The organism is Agrococcus jejuensis (assembly GCF_900099705.1).
Taxonomy (GTDB): Bacteria; Actinomycetota; Actinomycetes; order Actinomycetales; family Microbacteriaceae; genus Agrococcus; species Agrococcus jejuensis.
The window spans coordinates 3,327,735-3,346,809 of record NZ_LT629695.1; the positions used below are offsets into that span (position 1 = coordinate 3,327,735).

19 protein-coding genes are annotated in these 19,075 nt (G+C 72.5%); 6 read left to right on the forward strand and 13 right to left on the reverse strand.

Features of this window, described 5'->3' with window-relative positions; all coding sequences use genetic code 11:
• The first annotated feature begins 131 nt into the window (after window positions 1-131).
• The 4 genes from BLQ67_RS15875 (at window position 132) to BLQ67_RS15890 (ending at window position 3,163) form a co-directional block, all read left to right on the forward strand.
• A complete protein-coding gene (locus BLQ67_RS15875) occupies window positions 132-590 on the forward strand; it encodes an NfeD family protein (protein ID WP_092506621.1) in 459 nt (152 codons plus the stop codon).
• A gap of 52 nt (window positions 591-642) precedes the next feature.
• On the forward strand, window positions 643-1,899 hold the full coding sequence (locus tag BLQ67_RS15880; RefSeq protein WP_092506622.1) for an SPFH domain-containing protein: 1,257 nt from the start codon (window positions 643-645) through the stop codon (window positions 1,897-1,899).
• Complete coding sequence (locus tag BLQ67_RS15885) at window positions 1,896-2,636, forward strand: glycerophosphodiester phosphodiesterase family protein (protein WP_092506623.1); 741 nt, start codon at window positions 1,896-1,898, stop codon at window positions 2,634-2,636. Before BLQ67_RS15880 ends, BLQ67_RS15885 begins: the two co-directional genes overlap by 4 nt.
• A 65-nt stretch (window positions 2,637-2,701) precedes the next feature.
• Window positions 2,702-3,163 carry a VOC family protein gene (locus tag BLQ67_RS15890; protein ID WP_092506624.1) on the forward strand — a complete coding sequence of 154 codons (462 nt, stop codon included), beginning with the start codon at window positions 2,702-2,704 and terminating at the stop codon, window positions 3,161-3,163.
• 33 nt (window positions 3,164-3,196) lie between these two features.
• On the opposite strand, the gene BLQ67_RS15895 is transcribed toward BLQ67_RS15890, so the two are convergent.
• The 10 genes from BLQ67_RS15895 to BLQ67_RS15940 form a co-directional block, all read right to left on the reverse strand.
• Window positions 3,197-3,925 carry a glycosyltransferase gene (locus BLQ67_RS15895; RefSeq protein ID WP_092506625.1) on the reverse strand — a complete coding sequence of 243 codons (729 nt, stop codon included), beginning with the start codon at window positions 3,923-3,925 and terminating at the stop codon, window positions 3,197-3,199.
• Window positions 3,918-5,471 (reverse strand): apolipoprotein N-acyltransferase, encoded by a 1,554-nt coding sequence (lnt, locus tag BLQ67_RS15900; protein ID WP_092506626.1) that lies wholly within the window; start codon window positions 5,469-5,471, stop codon window positions 3,918-3,920. The genes BLQ67_RS15895 and lnt overlap by 8 nt, the downstream gene beginning before the upstream one ends.
• On the reverse strand, window positions 5,468-7,906 hold the full coding sequence (locus tag BLQ67_RS15905) for a DEAD/DEAH box helicase (protein ID WP_092506627.1): 2,439 nt from the start codon (window positions 7,904-7,906) through the stop codon (window positions 5,468-5,470). The genes lnt and BLQ67_RS15905 overlap by 4 nt, the downstream gene beginning before the upstream one ends.
• Complete coding sequence (tatC, locus tag BLQ67_RS15910) at window positions 7,903-8,706, reverse strand: twin-arginine translocase subunit TatC (protein WP_231945092.1); 804 nt, start codon at window positions 8,704-8,706, stop codon at window positions 7,903-7,905. Before tatC ends, BLQ67_RS15905 begins: the two co-directional genes overlap by 4 nt.
• Window positions 8,707-8,709: 3 nt before the next feature.
• Window positions 8,710-8,913 carry a Sec-independent protein translocase subunit TatA/TatB gene (locus tag BLQ67_RS15915; protein ID WP_092506628.1) on the reverse strand — a complete coding sequence of 68 codons (204 nt, stop codon included), beginning with the start codon at window positions 8,911-8,913 and terminating at the stop codon, window positions 8,710-8,712.
• An 86-nt stretch (window positions 8,914-8,999) separates the two neighbouring features.
• Window positions 9,000-9,947, reverse strand: coding sequence for a helix-turn-helix transcriptional regulator (locus BLQ67_RS15920; protein ID WP_092506629.1), 948 nt, complete (start codon window positions 9,945-9,947; stop codon window positions 9,000-9,002).
• Window positions 9,947-10,945, reverse strand: a complete 999-nt coding sequence (locus BLQ67_RS15925; RefSeq protein WP_092506630.1) for a helix-turn-helix transcriptional regulator — start codon at window positions 10,943-10,945, stop codon at window positions 9,947-9,949. The genes BLQ67_RS15920 and BLQ67_RS15925 overlap by 1 nt, the downstream gene beginning before the upstream one ends.
• The gene (locus BLQ67_RS15930) at window positions 10,942-11,919 is read right to left on the reverse strand and encodes an FKBP-type peptidyl-prolyl cis-trans isomerase (RefSeq protein ID WP_092506631.1); all 978 of its coding nucleotides are present in this window, start codon (window positions 11,917-11,919) and stop codon (window positions 10,942-10,944) included. The genes BLQ67_RS15925 and BLQ67_RS15930 overlap by 4 nt, the downstream gene beginning before the upstream one ends.
• Complete coding sequence (locus BLQ67_RS15935) at window positions 11,916-12,920, reverse strand: tRNA (adenine-N1)-methyltransferase (RefSeq protein WP_092506632.1); 1,005 nt, start codon at window positions 12,918-12,920, stop codon at window positions 11,916-11,918. The genes BLQ67_RS15930 and BLQ67_RS15935 overlap by 4 nt, the downstream gene beginning before the upstream one ends.
• On the reverse strand, window positions 12,917-13,585 hold the full coding sequence (locus BLQ67_RS15940; protein WP_092506633.1) for an HAD family hydrolase: 669 nt from the start codon (window positions 13,583-13,585) through the stop codon (window positions 12,917-12,919). The genes BLQ67_RS15935 and BLQ67_RS15940 overlap by 4 nt, the downstream gene beginning before the upstream one ends.
• A 91-nt stretch (window positions 13,586-13,676) precedes the next feature.
• On the opposite strand from BLQ67_RS15940, the gene BLQ67_RS15945 reads away from it, so the two are divergent.
• Both BLQ67_RS15945 and BLQ67_RS15950 read left to right on the forward strand, forming a co-directional pair.
• A complete protein-coding gene (locus tag BLQ67_RS15945; protein ID WP_231945093.1) occupies window positions 13,677-14,615 on the forward strand; it encodes a PAC2 family protein in 939 nt (312 codons plus the stop codon).
• 4 nt (window positions 14,616-14,619) lie between these two features.
• The gene (locus tag BLQ67_RS15950) at window positions 14,620-15,606 is read left to right on the forward strand and encodes a phosphotransferase enzyme family protein (RefSeq protein ID WP_157674883.1); all 987 of its coding nucleotides are present in this window, start codon (window positions 14,620-14,622) and stop codon (window positions 15,604-15,606) included.
• 18 nt (window positions 15,607-15,624) lie between these two features.
• On the opposite strand, the gene BLQ67_RS15955 is transcribed toward BLQ67_RS15950, so the two are convergent.
• The 3 genes from BLQ67_RS15955 to BLQ67_RS15965 are packed head-to-tail and all read right to left on the reverse strand — an operon-like array spanning window position 15,625 to window position 18,974.
• The gene (locus tag BLQ67_RS15955) at window positions 15,625-16,839 is read right to left on the reverse strand and encodes a cysteine--1-D-myo-inosityl 2-amino-2-deoxy-alpha-D-glucopyranoside ligase (RefSeq protein WP_092506634.1); all 1,215 of its coding nucleotides are present in this window, start codon (window positions 16,837-16,839) and stop codon (window positions 15,625-15,627) included.
• On the reverse strand, window positions 16,836-17,666 hold the full coding sequence (locus tag BLQ67_RS15960; RefSeq protein WP_092506635.1) for an undecaprenyl-diphosphate phosphatase: 831 nt from the start codon (window positions 17,664-17,666) through the stop codon (window positions 16,836-16,838). The genes BLQ67_RS15955 and BLQ67_RS15960 overlap by 4 nt, the downstream gene beginning before the upstream one ends.
• A complete protein-coding gene (locus BLQ67_RS15965; RefSeq protein ID WP_092506636.1) occupies window positions 17,667-18,974 on the reverse strand; it encodes a M20/M25/M40 family metallo-hydrolase in 1,308 nt (435 codons plus the stop codon).
• Window positions 18,975-19,075 lie beyond the last annotated feature (101 nt).

Consider the following 19,075-nt stretch of genomic DNA (forward strand, 5'->3'; position numbering starts at 1 on the left):
CTCCTTCTTCTCGACCCTCGACCCTACCTTCGGGGGACATCGCGCACACGCATCGCCGCGGCTCCGAACCCTCCGAGCGCGCCCAGGGATCGCCGGGATGCGCTGACTACGATGGGCAGCGAGGAGGGTGGATGGACATTCTGATGTGGGCGTGGGTCGGCTGGCTCGCCGTCGCCCTGATCTGCCTCGTGATCGAGCTCATCACGCTCGAGCTCACGTTCCTCATGCTCGGCGCCGGGTCGCTCGTCGGCATGGTCGCGAGCCTCACGGGCCTGCCGCTGTGGGCGCAGATCATCATCGCGGCCGTCGCCGCGGCGCTGCTGCTGTTCCTCGTGCGCCCCTCGCTCCTCGAGCGCCTGCACCGATCCGGGCAGGGCGCGCGCACGAACGTCGACGCCATCGCGGGCCTCGGCGGCGAGGTCACGAAGCAGTTCGTGCGCCTCGTGGGAGAGGTCACGCTCACCAACGGCGAGACGTGGACGGCCCGCCTCTCCCCCGTCACCCGCCCGCGCGACCTCGACGTCGGCGAGCGCGTCGTCGTCACCGCCGTCGACGGCGCGACCCTCGTCATCGTGCCCGCCGAGCGCTGACGCCCCCAGACACCCGAGAACCACCGACACCGAGCAGCTAGGAGACAAAGGAATGGACTTCTTCGGCCTCGGCCTGGCCGTGATCATCGTCGCGATCGTCCTGATCGTCGTCATCGTGATCATCGCCAGATCGATCCGCATCGTCAAGCAGGGCTTCACCGGCATCGTGGAGCGCCTCGGCCGCTTCCACCGCGTGCTCGGGCCCGGCCTCAACATCCTCGTGCCCGTCATCGACCGGCTCGCGTACAGCGTGGACATGCGCGAGCAGGTGCGCACCTTCCCGCCGCTGTCGGTCATCACCGAGGACAACCTCAACGTGGCGATGGACACCGTCGTCTACTTCCAGGTCAACGACCCCCGCTCCGCGACCTACGAGATCGCCGACTACCTCTCGGCGGTCGAGCAGCTCACGGCGACGACGCTCCGCAACGTCGTCGGCTCGATGAACCTCGAGGAGGCGCTCACGAGCCGCGACGTCATCAACTCGCAGCTGCGCGCCGTGCTCGACCAGGCGACCGGCAAGTGGGGCATCAAGGTGACCCGCGTCGAGCTGAAGTCGATCGACCCGCCCCAGTCGATCCTCGAGCCGATGGAGAAGCAGATGCGCGCCGAGCGCGAGCGTCGCGCCTCCATCCTCACGGCCGAGGGGCTCAAGCAGTCGCAGATCCTCGAGGCCGAGGGTCAGCGCCAGTCGACGATCCTCCGTGCAGAGGGTGACGCGAAGTCGCAGGTGCTCCGCGCCAAGGGTGACGCCGAGGCGCAGGTCGTGCTCGCCAAGGGTGAGTCGGAGGCCATCGAGCGCGTGTTCGCGGCCATCCACGCGGGCGACGCCGACAACAAGCTGCTGGCCTACCAGTACCTGCAGACCCTGCCGAAGCTCGCCGAGGGCGACGCGAACAAGCTCTGGATCATCCCGTCGGAGCTCACGGACGCGCTGCAGGAGATCGGCAAGGGCTTCTTCGAGGGCAAGGCCGAGGTTCCCTTCAAGGCCACCAAGTCGTTCTCGGACAACCAGGGCCCGTCGATCCTCGACGAGACCTTCGAGCCCGACTCGGTGAGCGACGTCTCCGTGCCGTCGATCGCCGAGACGCTGCAGGACTCGGGCATCGACCCGAAGGGCGCAGGCGAGACCCCGACCATCTCGTCGGGCACGTCGATCGCCGACGAGACGCCCGGCGTGGGCCTCGAGGATGCGCTCGACTCCGTGCGCGAGGCGGAGCAGGAGGTGCCGGGCACGGCGCCCCAGCCGCCGTCGACGCCGCAGCCGCCCTACCCGCCGCAGCAGCCGCCGTACCCGCCGCAGCAGTGACGTTCCTCGAGGGGCCTCGGCCGCGCATCCTCGCCCATCGCGGGCTGGCGACCGAGGCTCCCGAGAACACGCTCGCCGCGTTCCACGCGGCCGTCGCCGTCGGAGCCACCCACGTCGAGTCCGACGTGCGCGTGAGCGCCGACGGCGTCGCCATGCTCGTGCACGACGCCACGCTCGAGCGCGTGTCGCAGGATGCGACGCGCATCGAGGAGACGTCGTCGGAGGCGCTGCGGACGCTCGACCTCGGCGGAGGCCACGGCGTGCCGACGCTCGCCGAGTGCCTCGCCGCGCTGCCAGAGACGCGCTGGAACCTCGATCTCAAGGTGCCGGAGGCCGTCGAGCCGGCCGCGCGCGCCATCCTCGAGGCGGATGCCGTCGGCCGCGTGCTCGTGACGTCGTTCGACGACGCGACGCGAGCGCGAGCGGTCGCAGCGCTGCCCGGCGTCGCCACGAGCGCGTCGCGCGGCGTGATGGCGCGTGCGCTCGTCGCGGTGCGCCTGCGGCGTCGTGCTGCGCTCGCCCGCATCCTCGACGGCATCGCCGCCGTGCAGGTGCCCGAGCGGCTCGGCCGCATCCGCATCGTCGACGTCGCCTCGGTGGAGGCGTTCCACGCGGCGGGCGTCGAGGTGCACGTGTGGACGGTGAACGAGCCGTTCCACATGCGCAGGCTCGTGTCGCTCGGCGTCGACGGCGTCGTGACCGACCGCGCCGACCTCGCGGTGACGACGCTGCGCTGACCCTGCCGCGCGCTCCTGTCGGTCGTCGTCGGTAGCGTCGCGAGCGACGGAAGAGGGAGGACGCCATGTCCATCGAGCTCCAGGTGACCTTCGACGCGCACGACCCCGCCGCGCTGTCGCTGTTCTGGCGCGACGCGCTCGACTACGTGCACCCGCCGCCGCCCGGCGTCGAGCTCGCGCCCGGCGACGATCCGCTCGCGGCGTGGGATGCGTTCCTCGAGCGCATGCAGGTGCCCCTCGAGCGGCGCAACGACTCGTCGGCGCTCGTCGATCCCGACGGCGCCGGCCCGCGGATCTTCTTCCAGCGGGTGCCGGAGGGCAAGACCGCGAAGAACCGCGTGCACCTCGACCTCCGCGCCGCCGCCGGCGTGCCGCCCGAGGGTCGCATGGACGCGCTCGAGGCCGTGTGCGAGCGCCACGTCGCCGCCGGTGCCACGCGGCTGCGCAGGCACGAGCCCGCTCCCCCGCTCTCGCTGGGGTTCATCGTCATGCAGGATCCCGAGGGCAACGAGTACTGCCTCGACTGACGCTCGTCGTCGGCTGGGACCGGCGAGGTCTCGCTACGGCTTCGTGCGCGGACGCGCGCGGATGCCGTGCACGCCCCACTGCGTCACGCGACGGAGCGTGCCGAGCACCATGCCCACGTCGGTCTTCGACACGCCGACGGCGCGCTCGGTGAACTGCACCGGCATCTCGACGATCCGGCCGCCTGCCTGCGCGACGCGCACGGCGAGCTCGATCTGGAACGCGATGGAGTCCGACCGCATGCGATCGAGCGGCATGCGGCGCAGCACGCGTGTCGAGTAGACGCGGAAGGCCGAGGTCAGGTCCTGCACGTCGGTGCCGAGCACTGCGCGCGCGTACCGGTTGCCGACCTGCGACAGCACGCGACGTCGGCCGGCCATGGCGCGCACGTCGCCGCCCGGCACCCAGCGCGACGCGATCACGAGGTCGACCTCCTCGCCCACGGCCTCGAGCATCTCGCCGAGCAGGCCCACGTCGTACGAGCCGTCGGCGTCGATGACCGCGATGGCGTCGACGCCTGCGGCGATGCCGCGACGGAAGCCCTCGCGCACCGCCGAGCCGTAGCCGCGCTCGGTGCGGTGCAGCACCTCGATGCCCGCGTCCTCCGCCGCGAGGCGGTCGGCGAGCTCGCCGGTGCCGTCGGGGCTCGCGTCGTCGACGATGAGCACGCTCGCATGCGGCACCGACTGGCGCAGCCTGCCGATCGTGCGCTCGAGGCTGTCGACCTCGTCGTAGGTGGGCACGACCACGAGGGCACTAGGCACGTCGTCTCCTCACGAGGGCGAGACCCAGCAGCGCGCCGAGCGTCGCGATGGCGATCGCGCGCTCGATCCAGGCACCCGCGGCCATCGCTGGCGTCACGGTGTCGCTGAGCGGCAAGGTCTCGATCATGGCTCCAGGCTCGTACTGCGGCAGCCTATCGACCATGGTGCCGTCGGGCAGCACCATGGCGCTCGTGCCGACGGTCGACACGTTCACGAGCGCCCGTCCGGCCTCCTGCGCGCGCAGCTGCGCGATGGCGAGCTGCTGCACGTTCTCCCATGAGCCCTCGCCGAAGTCGGCGTTGTTCGTGGGCGCGAGGATGATCTGGGCGCCGTGGTCGGCGACCATCTCGCGCACGAGGCCGTCGTCGATGATGTCGAAGCAGATCGCGAGTCCGTAGGCGATGCCGTCGACGTCGAAGGCGTTCTCGCTCGTCGGGTCGAGCGAGTAGTCGCGCGGGATGAGGTCGAGGAATCCGAGCGCGTCGAGGATCGGGCCGAAGAAGTCGCGCTCGGGCAGGTACTCGGCGAACGGCACGGGGTGGCGCTTGTGGTAGTCGGCCCGCACGCCCTCGTCCCACAGCAGCAGGGAGTTGTACGAGAGCGTCTCGTCGCCGTCCTGCTCGTAGGTGACGGCCCCGAGCACGATCGGCGCGTCGACGAGCTGCTGCACGTCGTCGATGATGCGCGTCGACGACGGCGAGTCCTGCGGCTGCTGCTCGCCGGCGTTCTCGGGCCACACGAGCAGGTCCATCTGCTCGCCCGCGAGCAGCTCGGTCGCCTCGGCGTGCTGCCGGATGATGTCGCCCTCCACGTACTGCGCGAGCAGCCCGGCCTCGCTGTCGCCCTGCACGGCGCCGATGCGTACGGTGCCGGTCTCGGTGACGGGGAACGCGGGGATGGCGACGAGGCCCACCGCGATGGCGGCGCCGATGACGACGCGACGTCGCACGAGCATGCCGCGGGCGAGCACGAGGCATGCGAGGATGCCGGCGACGAACGCGAGCAGGAACGAGAGGCCCGAGGCGCCGACCCACGACGACGTGTCGCCGATCGGGCTCGACGCCTGCGAGTACGCGAGGCGACCCCACGAGAACCCGCCCCACGGGATGGTCGACGACAGCGACTCGCGCAGCATCCACACGCCCGCGAGCAGCGCGGGCAGCAGCACGAGGCGCGCCCACGGTCCGCGCATCCGCTCCCCCAGCCGCCAGGCGAACGTCAGCAGCATGCCGCCGAGGCCCCACCACAGCGCCATGAGGCCGGTGAGGCCGACGAGCGGCAGCGGGCCGAGGTAGACGGTGATCCACTGGATGTGCACGCCGAAGAACGCGGCACCGGCGAGCGCGCCGATGCCGAAGGCCGCCGACATGCGGCGTCCGCGCAGCGCGACGAGCGACAGCGCGACGCCGGGCAGCACGAGCGGCCACCAGTCGAACGGCTGGAACGACAGCACGAGCAGCGCTGCGCCGCCGAGCGCCGAGAGCACCGATCCCCAGGCGGGCAGCGGCGCGCGCAGGCGCAACGGCCGTGGCTTCGTCGTGGTCACGAGGCCTCCTGCCCCAGGTCGACGACGCCCCGGCGGATGCGCTCGACGGCGTCGCGGGCGGTGCGGCGGATGCGGGCGGTGCCGACGTCCTGCAGCTGCTCGAGCACGTCGACCGTCTGTCGCACCCAGCGCACGAAGTCGCCGGCGGCGAGGTCGGTGTCGCGCAGCACGACGTCGAGGTGCGCGCCGCGCGCCCAGCGGTGCATCGCGACCGACAGGCCGGTCTGCGGCGGCTCGGAGCCGGGCAGGCGCTTCGCGCGCTCGAGGTCGTCGAGCTCGGCCCACAGCGTCGTCGTGGCCGCGAGGGCGTCGCGGAACGGGCCGCCGGGCAGGTGGCGCTCCGACGCCTGCTCGCCGCGGCGCGGCTCGAACACGAGCGCGCACACGAGGGCGGCGAGGTCGGCGGCGTCGAGCTGGTTCCACAGCCCGCGGCGCAGCGACTCGGCCACGAGCAGGTCGCGCTCGCCGTAGATGCGGCGCAGCCGGTCGCCGGCCTCGGTCACGTGGGACTCGCCGTCGTCGCCGGCCACGACGTACTCGAGCGTGCGCAGCACGTCGCAGATGCGGTCGAAGCGCTCGGCGACCTGGCCCGTACGGCGCGAGATCTGCCGATCGGCCTGGTCGACCTCGCGGCGCAGCCGCCAGTAGCGTTCGCCCCAGCGGGCGTGGCTCTCGCGGTCGGGGCACGCGTGGCACGGGTGCGAGCGCATGAGCGCGCGCAGGTCGCGCAGGCGGTGCTGCAGCTCGTCGCGCTCGGCGTGGCTCGTGCCGCCGCGCTGGCTCTCGCGCTCGAGGTCGCTCGACTCGCGGCGCAACGCGGCGTACTCGGCGAAGTCGCCCAGGTGGCACGCCATCGACTCGGCGTAGCCGTCGAGGCTCGCGCGCTGGTCGACGACCTTGCGGGCGAGCTGCACGACGGACCGGTCGGCCTGGAACTGCGCGAACGACGTCTCGAGCACGCCGCGCGTGCGGGCGACGCCGAAGCGGTCGATGAGGTTCACGGCCATGTTGTAGGTCGGTCGGAAGCTCGACTGCAGCGGGTACGAGCGGCGCGAGGCGAGGTTCGCGATCTCCTGCGGCGTCTGCTCGCCCGTCCACGCGATGACCGAGTGGCCCTCGGTGTCGATGCCGCGACGGCCCGCGCGACCCGTGAGCTGCGTGTACTCGCCGGGCGTGATGCGCACGCGAGCCTCGCCGTTGAACTTCTCGAGCTGCTCGAGCACGACGGTGCGAGCCGGCATGTTGATGCCGAGCGCGAGCGTCTCGGTCGCGAACACGACGCGCAGCAGCCGGCGCTGGAAGAGCTCCTCGACGATCTCCTTGAACACCGGCAGCAGGCCGGCGTGGTGGGCGGCGACGCCGCGCTCGAGCCCGTCGACCCACTCCCAGAAGCCCAGCACGGCGAGGTCGGCCTCGTCGAGCCTGCGCGTACGCTCCTCGACGAGTGCGCGGATCTCGCCGCGCTCCTCCGCCGTCGTCAGCGAGACGCCGCCGCGCAGCACCTGCTCGACGGCGGCGTCGCATCCCTTGCGCGAGAAGATGAAGCAGATCGCCGGCAGCATCGCCGCGTCGTCGAGCAGCTCGATGAGGGCCGTGCGGTCGACGCGTGCCGGCCGGCGATCGCCGCGCCACGAGAACGAGTCGCGGGCGACGGCACCGCGGCGCTGCCCCTTGCGGCCCTGCTGCCCGCGGCCGACGTGCCGGTTGTGGCCGCCGCGGTCGCGGTGCCCGTGCGCGGCCGAGCCGTCGCTGCCGCGCGTGCGCTCCACGAGCTCGCGGCTCGGGCGGTGGTCGTCGGCGTCGCCGCGCGAGTCGAACAGGTCGACGAGCGCGCCGCGCACGAGCACGTGGCCGTCGAGGGGCACCGGCCGGTGCTCGCTGACGACGAGGCTCGTCTCGCCGCGCACGGCCTGCAGCCAGGCGCCGAACTCCTCGGCGTTCGACACGGTCGCCGAGAGCGACACCATGCGCACGTGGCTCGGGAGGTGGATGATGACCTCCTCCCAGACGGCGCCGCGGAAGCGGTCGGCGAGGTAGTGCACCTCGTCCATGACGACGTGCTCCAGGTCCGAGAGGTCGCGCCCCTCGTAGAGCATGTTGCGCAGCACCTCGGTCGTCATCACGACGACGCGGGCGTCGCCACGGATCGAGGAGTCGCCCGTGAGCAGGCCGGCGTCGTCGCCGTAGATCGCCTGCAGCTCGCGGAACTTCTGGTTCGACAGCGCCTTCATGGGCGTCGTGTAGAAGACGCGGCCCGTGGGCGCTGCGAGCGTCATGTGGATGGCGAACTCGGCGACGATCGTCTTGCCGGCACCCGTGGGCGCCGCGACGAGCACGCTGCGGCCCTCCTCGACGAGCTCGCACGCCTGCCGCTGGAACGGGTCGAGGCCGAACGGGAGCGCTGCGCCGAAGGCCTCGGTCGCGGGATGCGTCACGCGGCCCCGACCGACGAGTCCGCGGCGAGGCGCTTGGCGCGGCGGCGGTCGTTGAGCACGGCGATGCCGGCGGCGCCGAAGTACAGCACGATGATCGGCCCTGCGATGAGGAACATCGACAGCAACTCGCCCGCGGGCGTGACGCACGCGGCGAAGAGCGCGATGCCGAGCACGGCCCAGCGCCAGCCCTTGAGGATCGCGGCGCCCGTGATGGCGCCGGCGAGGTTGAGGAAGACGAAGACGACCGGCACCACGAATCCGAGGCCGATCGCGACGACGAGCTTGAACGAGAAGTCGAAGTACTCCTGCGCCGACAGGAACGAGGTGAGGCTGTCGGGCGCGAAGCCGACGAAGAGCTGGATGATGCGCGGCAGCAGGAACCAGCCCATGGTGCAGCCGCCGAGGAACAGGGGCACGGCGGCGAGCAGGAAGCCCCACACGTAGCGGCGCTCGCCCTTGTGCAGGCCGGGCAGCAGGAACGCGAGCAGGTGGTACAGCCACACGGGGCTCGACGCGATGAGCCCGACGAGCAGGCCGATGCGCATCTTGATGTCGAACGCCTGCGTGACGTAGGTGATGTTCAGCTCGACGAGCCTGCCCTGCTCCTGCAGGGTCGTGAGCGGTGCCGACAGCAGTTCGAGCACGAAGTCGGACACGAAGAAGCCGCCGATGCCGAGCACCGCGATCGCGGCGAACGAGATGACGAAGCGCCTGCGCAGCTCGCGCAGATGCTCGATGAGCCGCATGCGCCCCTCGGGGTTCGCTCCCCCGCGCTTCGCGGCTCCGGCCGTGACGGCCATGCGCTACTTCGAGTCGCGCGTGTCGCTCGACGTCGTCGTCTCGTCGTCGGCAGCGGGTGCGTCCTTCTTCACCTCGCGCTTGAAGACGTTGATCGACTCACCGATGCCCTTCGCGAGCTGCGGCAGTCGCGTGGCGCCGAAGATCAGCAGCACGATGATGAGGATGACCCACCAGTGGGAGGCCAGGTTCCCGGCGAATCCGCCCATGATCGATTCCTCTCGATGTCGTGTCCAGGCTACCGCGCGTGCGCCCACCTGGGGTTCGCTGCGGCGCGTCCGCCGGATGTGTGTCGCTATGCGTCGACGACGCCCTCGCCGGCCAGCAGCGCAGCCTCGGCGAACCGTCGCATCGCCGCACGCGCCGAGGCCGGGCGCAGCACGACGGCATCGCCGCCGAGCGACGCGACCTGCCGCAGCACCGCATCCGCGTTCCACACCCGGATGTCGACGATCTCGTGGTCGCCGTCGACGCGCGAGGGGCCGTCGGCGTAGTCGGCCAGCAGCGCGGCCGCGGCGGGCGTCGCGCGCACGACGATCGTCTCGTCGGCGTCGATCCGCTCGCGCGTCGCGGCGAGGGCGGCGTCGGGGAACGTGACGTCGGCGTGCGCGACGGCCTCGGTGCGGTCGAGGCGGAAGCGACGCTCGGCGGCGCGGTCGAGGTCGTAGCCCACGACGTACGCCTGCCCGTCGCGCAGCTCGAGCGCCGTCGGCGCGATCGTGCGGCGCTCGGTGGCGGCGCCGGGCTTGCGGTAGTCGAGGTGCACGACGATGCGGTGCTCGATCGCATCGCGCACGGCGCGCGCCGACGAGTCGGCCACGGGTGCGTCGACGCCGAGCGTCGCGGCAGCCGGCACCGCTGCACGACCGAGACGCGCGGCGAGGGCTGCCACGGCCTCGTCGTCGACGCCCTGCACGCCGGCGATGAGGCGCAGGCCGGCGATGATCGCGCCCATCTCGCGCGGCGCGAGGCGGATGGCGTCGCCGTCGAGCGTCGGACGATAGCCGAGCTCGATCGTGTCGTGGTCCTCGAACGCGTCCACGTTGAGGTCGAACCGGTCGAAGTCGCCGAAGCCGTCGGGCACGCCCGACATGAAGATGAGGCGCACGGCGTCGCGGATGCTCGCCTGCGGCACGTCGAAGTGGTCCGCCGCCTGCGCCACCGTCACGCTGCCCTCTGCCGAGAGGTACGGGATGAGCGCGACGAGCAGCGCGATCGACTGGCGCTGACCCTTGCCGGCCATCAGGCGACTCCCTCGCGGTCGGATCCGGCGAGATCGGCGTGCGCGTCGCGGATGCGCTCGAGCCGCTCGCGCACGAGCTCGGCGAGCAGCGGCGGGTGCAGCACGACGACCTCGGCGCCGTAGCCCGCGAGCTCGTCCGCGAGCAGGTTCGTGTCGGCGTGGTGCAGCGTGAGCTCGTCGCCCTCGACCGTCGTGTCGCGGCGGCGCGCGAGGCGCACCTCTGCGTCGGAGCCGGGCAGCACCCGCACGCGCGCCGTCGCCGACGCCCAGATGCGCTCGAGGTCCTCGAGCGCGGCGTCGGCGGCGCCGTCGGGCACCGCGAACGGCTCGCGCGGCCGCGACGCCTGCACGTCGCTCACGATGCGACGCATGAGGAACGTGCGCGTCTCGCCGCGGTCGACGTCGAAGCCGTGCAGCATCCACCGGCTGCGGAACAGCAGCACGCACCACGGCTGCACCGTGCGGCGCATGGCCTCCCGCTCCCCCGGCTTCAGGTAGGCGAACTGCACGACGGCGCCGCGCTCGGTCGCGCGCTTGAGCGCCTGGAAGGCGCGGTCGACGGCCGACTGCGTCGGCGACACCGCATGCGCGAGGCCTGCGCGGTACTGCGGATGCGCGCGCAGCTTCGTCGTCGCGAGCTGCGACTCCTCCGTGAGCCCACCGTCGCGCCACACGCGCAGCGCGAGGTCGATGAGGGTGCGCTCCGACTCCGAGAACGCGAGGTCCTCCGGCGTGCCCACGACGGCGTCGAGCAGCCGGTACCGCGACTCCTGGTTGTTGTCGTGCTCGGCGGGCGGCGTGAAGACGTCGATGACGAAGCCCTGCTCGCGCAGGTCGTCCTTGTCGCGCTCGAACTGCCGCTCGAGCGCCGCGTCGATCGGGCGCCCCTGGTAGCCGGCGACGCGCTCGAAGAGCTCGCGCTTCGTGGCACCGTGCGCAGCGTGCAGGAGCGCGAGCGTCAGCGAGAACTGGCGCTCCGACACGCTGACGTCGCTCACGGCGCCTCGGCGTCCAGGATGTCGATGACGAACACGAGCGTGCGGCCGTCGCCGTAGCCGAGGTCCGGCGGCACGACCGCGACGACCTGGCTGCCGACCTTCTGGCCGATGACGGCCTGCTGGAAGCCCGGGATGAGGCCCGAGAGCTCGAAGGTCGCGGGCGCGGAGCCCCACGTCGTCTCGGTCACGGTCGTCGCATCCCACTCGAGGAGCGTGTACTGCACGACGACGGTGTCGGTCTCCCCGACGACGCGGCCGCTGCCGCCGATCGTCGTGCCCACCGTGAGCTCCGTCGGCGCCGCGGCGCCCGAGAACGTCACGCCGGGCGTGCCGTCGGTCGCGAGCGCGATGGCGGGGATGCCGCCGACCGCGGGCTGCGGGAAGCCCTCGGCGCGGCCGGGGAACGCATCCTGCACGTCGAGCAGCAGCACGGCGGTCGACTCGGGGTCGACGCCTGCCTGGGCGACCGAGTCGCCGAAGAGGTCGAGGTAGGGCGCGACGAGCGCGACGGTCGAGCCGGCCGTGGCGCACTCGAGGCCCTGCGACAGCACGGTCTCGCCGCCGGTGCGCAGCGTGAGCTGCTGCGAGGCGGGCTGGATCTCGTCGCCCGACTCGGCGGCGAGCGCGCGCAGCAGCGTCGAGTCGGTCGACTCGAGCACCTCGCCCGTCGTGCCGTCGTAGAGCGTGTAGTCGGCGATCACGACGTCGCCGGCCTGCGCCGGGTCGTCGCCCGCGTTCGTGATGCTCGCCTCGGGGCCGTCGATCGCGAGCGGCGTCTGGAACGGCACGTCGGTCGGCGTGGCATCGATGCCGGTCGTGGCGCGCACCGTGTTCGAGGCGCCACCGGGCTGGATCGAGGGGGTGCAGCCCGCGACGGACTGCTCCGACGGCACGACGTGGCATGCCGTGAGGGCGGTGCCGACGATCAGGAGGGCTGCAGCCGCCGTGATGGGGCGGCGGAGGGACTTGGTCACGCGTCTTCCTCAGGTCGGGAGTCGGAGTCGATCGTACCGGCGGCGAGGCGGTCGGCCTGCCGCTGGGCGTCGCGCACGACGCGACGCAGGCGCTTGTCGCTCTTCTCGCGGTCGCCGACGGCGCCGGGCGTCCAGGCCTCGACGTCGGCGTCGGTGTAGGAGGCCTTGTTCGAGCGGCGCTTGAACGACGGGATCTCGAGGTCGTCGGCGACGCGGCGAGCCGTCATGAGGAAGCCCGTGTGGGCGACCATGCGGTGGTCGGGGCGCACGGCGAGGCCGTCGACGTGCCACGAGCGGATGAGCGTCTCCTGCGACTGCGGCTCGGCGAACCGGCCGTCGTCGCGCACGGCCTCGACCGTGCGCGAGAGCTGCGTCACCGTGGCGACGTAGGCGAGGAGGATGCCGCCGGGCTGCAGCGCCGTGGCAGCCGCATCCACGCACTCCCAGGGCGCGAGCATGTCGAGCACGACGCGGTCGGCCGTCTGGTCGGGCACGTGGTCGCCGAGCGTCTCGGCGAGGTCGCCGACGGCGGTGCGCCAGTTGGCGGGGCGCTCGCCGAACCATCCGGCCACGTTCGCCTCGGCGATGTCGAGGAACTCCTGGCGGCGCTCGAACGAGACGAGCTCGCCCTGGCCGGCGAGGGCGCGCAGCAGCCACAGCGACAGGGCGCCCGAGCCGACGCCGGCCTCGACGACCGTGAGGCCCGGCTGGATGTCGGCGTACGTGAGGATGTGGCCGGCGTCCTTGGGGTAGACGATCGCGGCGCCGCGCGGCATCGACATGACGTAGTCGTGCAGCAGCGGCCGCACCGCGAGGTACGCGTGCTCGCCGACGTGCACGATCGAGCCGTCGGGCTGGCCGACGATCTCCTCGTGCGGCAGGGCGCCGTGCTGCGTGTGGAACGTCGAGCCCTCGGTGAGCACGATCGTGTGGAGGCGCTGCTTCGGGCCCGTGAGCTGCACGGGGTCGCCGAGGCGCAGCGGGCCGGTGCGCGGCGTCATGCGCGCACCCCCACCAGGCCGCGCACGTCGTCGACCGTGCGGTCGACGAGGGTCGGCCACAGCGTGATGCCCGCGACGTCGCCGAGGTCGGCCTCGTGCGGGATGCCGACGGTGACGAGGCCGGCGTCGCGCGCCGACGTCGAGCCGGGGATGGAGTCCTCGAAGGCCACCGACGACGCGGCGCGAGCGCCGAGCGCCTCGAGCGCCTGCAGGTACGGGTCGGGGTGCGGCTTGCCGCGCGGCACCTCGTCGCCCGTGACCGAGACCGTGAACGGCTGCACGCCCAGCTGCGCCTCGCTCGACGCGAGCACGAGCTCGACGAGCGCGCGCGTCGACATCGTCACGAGGGCGAGCGGCACCTGCGCCGCCTTGAGCGACGTCAGCAGCTCGGCGGCTCCTGGACGGAACGGCACGTGCTCGCGCAGCTGGTCCATGACCTCGCGGTCGAGGCGCGCGACGATGTCGTCGGGCTCCATCGCGACGCCGCGGCCCACCATGTACCTGGCGCCGTCCCACAGGTCGACGCCCACGAGGGCGGCTTCGTCGTCGAGGGTCCACTCCACGTCGAACTCGGCCACGAGGCGCCGCTCTGCGACGCGCCAGTAGGACTCGCTGTCGATGAGGGTGCCGTCGAGATCCCACAGCACGGCATCCAGATCGCTCACCGCACCATCCTACGTTCCGCGAGCACGTGCGAACGCCCGGCCACCCAGGTGCGCGGGCGTAGGGTGGACGCCTGATGAGGGGACGCAGGACGTGACCACGGGACCGATCGTCGGACGCATCATGCTCGTGGCGTTCGAGGGCTGGAACGACGCGGGCGAGGCGGCATCGACGGCCGTGCGCCGCGTGATCGAGGCGTGCGAGCTCGAGCCGTTCGACGAGATCGAGCCCGACGAGTACCTCGACTTCACGTTCGCACGCCCCGTGCTGCGCAGGCTCGAGGATGGCTCGCGCGCCCTGTCGTGGCCCGCGACGATCGCATACGCCCCGACGCGATCGAGCGAGCGCGAGGCGATCGTCGCCGACGCGGGCCTGTCGGTGTCGACGGGCGCCGACGGCGAGCTCTTCGCGCTCCTCGGCGCCGAGCCGAGCCGCAACTGGATGGACTTCGCCGAGCAGGCGGTCGACATCGCCAGGCAGTGCGAGGTCGACGCGATCGTCTTCGTCGGCGCCATGCTCGCCGACGTGCCGCACACGCGTCCGACGCCCACGAGCGTCACGAGCGAGTCGGCGTCGCTGCGCCACCGCCTGGGCGTGCAGCAGAGCGAGTACGAGGGCCCGACGGGCATCATGTCGGTCATCGCGATGGCGGCCGAGCAGGTCGGCATCCAGACCGCGAGCGTGTGGGCGTCGGTGCCGCACTACGTGCACGCGACGCACGTGCCGAAGGCGACGATCGCCCTGCTCGACCGGCTCACGGAGCTGCTCGACGTCACGGTGCCGCTCGGCGAGCTGCCGCGTCTCGCCGGCGAGTGGGAGTCGGGCGTCGACGAGCTCGCGGAGCGCGACGACGACATGCGCGCGTACATCGGGCACCTCGAGCAGCAGCGCGACACCGTCGAGAGCCCCGAGGCGTCGGGCGAGGCGCTCGCGCAGGAGTTCCAGCGGTTCCTCGAGACGCAGCACCCCGACGACGAGCCCGGCGACGAGGGCGAGGGCGACGATCGCCCCGCTCCCCCGCCGCCCGTCTGAGCGCGTGACCTCCTACGCCGACCTGCCCGAGGCCGAGCAGGTCGCGCTGCTGCAGGCGGTCGCGGCGGAGGCGCTGCCCGCGTTCGGGCTCGAGGGCGCCGTCATCACGCCCGTGCTGCACGCCTACAACTCCACGTACCGCGTCGACCGCGACGGCGCCTCGTGGGCGCTGCGCATCCTCGTCGGGTCGAAGGCGACGCCGGCGAACATCGCGGCGCAGCAGGCGTGGCAGCGTGCGCTCGCCTCCGAGGCCAACGTCGTCGTGCCCGTGCCGCTGCCGACGCTCGACGGTGCGTGGTGGACGGGCGTGGCGAGCGACGGCTTCGGTCGCACGGCGATCGTCACGGTCGCGGGATGGCTCGACGGCACGGCGATCGACGACGCGCTCGACGTGCCGACGGCGAGGCTGCTCGGCGCGGCGATGGCACGGATGCACGTGCACGCAGCCGACTGGGCGGTGCCGGTCGGGGCGTCGCTGCCCGTCTTCGACGACGTGCTCTTCGGCGACCACGACGCGCTCGCCGACGTCGACGACCTCGACGCGCCGTCACGAGTCGTGCTCGACGAGGCGCGGGCCAGGTCGCAGGCCCTGCTCACGCGACTGCACGGGCTCGGCGGCGTGCGTCCGCTGCACGCCGACCTGCATTCGGGCAACCTGCTGCGGTCCGCCGACGGCCTGCAGCTGCTCGACTTCGACGACGCCGGCCTCGGCGTGCCCGCGCTCGACCTCGCCATCGCACGCATCTCCGCCGACGAGCCCCAGATCCACGCGGCGCTCGCCGACGGCTACGCATCCGTCGCTCCCCTGCCCGACGCATCCGAGCCCGACCTGCACGCCCTCGCCGCCGGCCGGCAGCTGCTGCTCGCCAACGACCTGCTGTCGTCGACGACGGCCTCGCTGCGCGCCGACGCCCGCACCTACGTCGACACGGCCGTGCGTCGGCTCGCCGCCTGGCTCGACGCCGGCACGTTCACGCGACGAGTCGACTGACCGACGCGACCAGCTGCCTCAGCGCAGCCGCACGCCCAGCAGCGCGTCGATCGCGTCGATCGACACGTCGTCGGCCGGTGCGCGCCCGACGAACGCGTCGACCGCCTGCAGCGCCGCGGGGGTGTCGAGGTCGTGGTGCAGCGTGTACCGCAGCCACTCGAGCACCGAGTCCTCGTGCGAGGGGTCGTCGGGCAGCACCTGCGCCCACGCCGTCCAGCGGTCGAGGCGCTCGTTCGCGACGGCGAGGTCGTCGTCGGTCCACTCCCAGTCGCTGCGCCAGTGGTGCGCGAGCAGCGCGAGGCGGATGGCTGCGGGGCGCACGCCGGCGTCGAGCAGCACCCGCACCTTCACGAGGTTGCCGAGCGACTTCGACATCTTCTCGCCCTGATAGGCGACGAGCCCCGCGTTCGCACGCGCGACGCTGAAGAGCGACGCGCCGAGCGCGAGCGCGTGGTGCGCCTGCATCTCCTGGTGCGGGAAGCGCAGGTCGATGCCGCCGGCCGCGACCGTGAACGGCGCGCCGAGCTCAGCCATCGCGATGACGGTGCACTCGACGTGCCAGCCGGGGCGTCCGCGACCCACGGGCGACTCCCACGCGGGCTCGCCTGGGCGCTCGGCGCGCCACAGCAGCGGGTCGAGCGGGTCGCGCTTGCCGGCACGATCGGGGTCGCCGCCGTGCTCGCGAGCGAGGTGCAGCATCGTCGCGCGGTCGGTGCGGCTGCCGAAGCCCAGCGGGTATGCGCGCTCGCGCGTCGTGTCGAAGTAGACGTCGGCGTCGACGAGGTACGCGTCGCCGGAGTCGAGCATGGCGGCGACGGCGGCCGCGATCGCGTCGATCCGCTCGGTCACGGCGATCCACGAGTCGGGCGGCAGGATGCGCAGCGCCGCCATGTCGGCGCGGAACACCTCCTGCTCGCGCTCGGCGAGCGCGCGCCAGTCCACGCCGTCGCGCGTCGCGCGCTCGAGCAGCGGGTCGTCGACGTCGGTCGAGTTCATGGCCGTGCGCACGTCGAGGCCCGCGTCGAGCCACACGCGCGTGAGCGTGTCGCTCGCGAGGTACGTCGCGGCGTGGCCGATGTGCGTCGCGTCGTACGGCGTGATGCCGCAGGTGTACAGCGACGCGTCGCCGTCGGTCGGCACGACGAGCGGTGCGTCGGTCTTCGCATCGTGCAGCGCCGGATGCGGGCCCGTGCCTGGCAGCCGAGGCGTGGCTGCGCGCTCCCACGTCCTCATGCTGCGATCCAGCCGGCGCCGAGCGCGACGAGCAGCACGGTGCCGAGCGCGACGCGGTAGACGACGAACGGCAGGAACGAGCGCTTCGAGATGTAGGCCATGAGGAAGCGGATGACCGCGAGGCCGACGCCGAACGCCACGACGGTCGCGAGGATCGTCGGTCCCCAGCCGTAGCCGACGTCCGACGGCTCGGTGAGCGCCTGGTACGTCTCGTAGAGGCCCGCGCCGAAGACGGCGGGGATCGCGAGCAGGAAGGCGTACTTCGCTGCCGCAGGGCGCTCGTAGCCGAGCGCGCGCCCCATCGTCGTCGTCGCGCCCGAGCGCGAGACGCCCGGGATGAGCGACAGCACCTGGGCGAGGCCCACGAGGATGCCGTCGCGGTACGTGATCTGCTGGAGCCCCTTGTCGCGGCGGCCGAGCAGGTCGGCGGCGCCGAGGATGAGGCCGAAGACGATGAGCACGGTCGCCGTGATCCACAGCGAGCGCAGCTGGTCGCGGATGAGGCTCTGGAAGAGCACGCCGGCCACGACGATCGGCACCGTGCCGATGATGACGAGCCAGCCCATCCGCACGTCGGGGTCGTCCTTCGGCACCGTGCCGCGCAGCGCACCGAACCAGCGCTGCACGATGCGCACGATGTCGCGCCAGAAGAACAGCACGACCGCGAGCTCGGTGCCGATCTGGGTGATGGCCGTGAACGTGGCGCCCGGATCCTCGGCGCCCGGCAGGAACAGGCCCGCGATGCGCAGGTGCGCGCTCGACGAGATCGGCAGGAACTCGGTCGCGCCCTGGAGGATGCCGAGGAGGATAGCCTCGATCCACTGCATCTACAGCTCCTGCAGCAGGTCGGCGAGCACGGCGGTGCCGAAGTCGAGCGCGTCGAGCGGCACGCGCTCGTCGACGCCGTGGAACATCGCCGCGAAGTCGAGGTCGGGCGTCAGGCGCAGCGGTGCGAAGCCGTAGCCGGCGATGCCGAGGCGCGAGAGCGCCTTGTTGTCGGTGCCGCCCGAGAGCATGTACGGCAGCACGGGCGCGTCGGGGTCGTGGCGCTGCAGCGCGGCGACCATCGCCTCGACGGCCTCGCCGCCGAAGGGCACCTCGAGACCCACGTCCTGGCGCACGATGTCGAGCTCGACGTCGTCGGCGGCCTCGGCGACGATGCGGCGCGCGACCTCGAGCGCCTCGTCCTCGCGGCCGGGGAGCGTACGCATGTCGATGCGCGCCTCGGCGGTGCCGGGGATGACGTTGTGCTTGTAGCCGGCGTCGAGCATCGTCGGGTTCGCCGTCGTGCGCAGGCTCGCGCGCAGGAAGCGCGACATGCCGCCGGTGCGCAGCGCGATGTCGTCGGGGCCGAGCTCCTCGACGTCGACGCCGAGCAGGCCGGCGACCTCGTCGACGAGCTGCCGCGTCGTGTCGGTGAGCTCGATCGGGAAGTCGTGCTCGCCGAGCGCCGCGACGGCGCGCGCGAGCTTCGTCACGGCGTTGTCGCGCATGACCTGCGAGCCGTGCGCTGCGGTGCCCGTGGCACGCAGACGGACCCACAGCAGCGACTTCTCGGCCGTCTGCAGCAGGTAGGCGCGACGACCGTCGAGCGTGACGGAGAAGCCGCCGACCTCACTGATCGCCATCGACGCGCCGGCGAAGAGCTCGGGGTGGTGCTCGACGAGCCAGTGCGCGCCGTACGCGCCGCCATCCTCCTCGTCGGCGAAGAAGCCGAGGATCAGGCGGCGGCGGGGCTTCGTGCCCGACTCGACGAGCTGCCGCACGGCCTGCAGCATCATCGCGACCATGTCCTTCATGTCGACGGCGCCGCGGCCCCAGAGCATGCCGTCCTTGACGACGCCCTCGAACGGGTCGACGCTCCACTGCGCCGCGTCGGCGGGCACGACGTCGAGGTGGCCGTGCAGCACGAGGGCGGGCAGGCTCGGGTCGGCGCCCTCGAGCTCGGCGACCACGCTGTGGCGGCCGGGAGCAGCCTCGAACGTGCGGCTCTCGATGCCGAGGTCGGCGAGGAACCGCGTGACGTACGCGGCCGCGTCGGCCTCCCCGTTCGAGCGTCCCTCGCCGTAGTTCTGCGTGTCGAACCGGATGAGGTCGCGAGCGATGGCAGCGGTCTCAGAGAGCTGGTCGGTCACCGTCCAAGGCTAGTCGCGACCGGCGACGTCCATCGTCATCCGCGAGCACGACGCACCGTGCCCCGGGAGTGGTCATCGACCCCCTCGAGTGCGTGCTAGTG

Excerpts from the sequence above, each read along its gene's own strand:
- BLQ67_RS15915 (WP_092506628.1), bottom strand. The coding sequence starts at position 8,913 with ATGGGCGGATTCGCCGGGAACCTGGCCTCCCACTGGTGGGTCATCCTC.
- BLQ67_RS15890 (WP_092506624.1), top strand. The coding sequence starts at position 2,702 with ATGTCCATCGAGCTCCAGGTGACCTTCGACGCGCACGACCCCGCCGCG.
- BLQ67_RS15880 (WP_092506622.1), top strand. The coding sequence starts at position 643 with ATGGACTTCTTCGGCCTCGGCCTGGCCGTGATCATCGTCGCGATCGTC.
- BLQ67_RS15935 (WP_092506632.1), bottom strand. The coding sequence starts at position 12,920 with ATGACGCCGCGCACCGGCCCGCTGCGCCTCGGCGACCCCGTGCAGCTC.
- BLQ67_RS15955 (WP_092506634.1), bottom strand. The coding sequence starts at position 16,839 with ATGAGGACGTGGGAGCGCGCAGCCACGCCTCGGCTGCCAGGCACGGGC.
- BLQ67_RS15920 (WP_092506629.1), bottom strand. The coding sequence starts at position 9,947 with ATGGCCGGCAAGGGTCAGCGCCAGTCGATCGCGCTGCTCGTCGCGCTC.
- tatC (WP_231945092.1), bottom strand. The coding sequence starts at position 8,706 with ATGGCCGTCACGGCCGGAGCCGCGAAGCGCGGGGGAGCGAACCCCGAG.
- BLQ67_RS15875 (WP_092506621.1), top strand. The coding sequence starts at position 132 with ATGGACATTCTGATGTGGGCGTGGGTCGGCTGGCTCGCCGTCGCCCTG.
- BLQ67_RS15960 (WP_092506635.1), bottom strand. The coding sequence starts at position 17,666 with ATGCAGTGGATCGAGGCTATCCTCCTCGGCATCCTCCAGGGCGCGACC.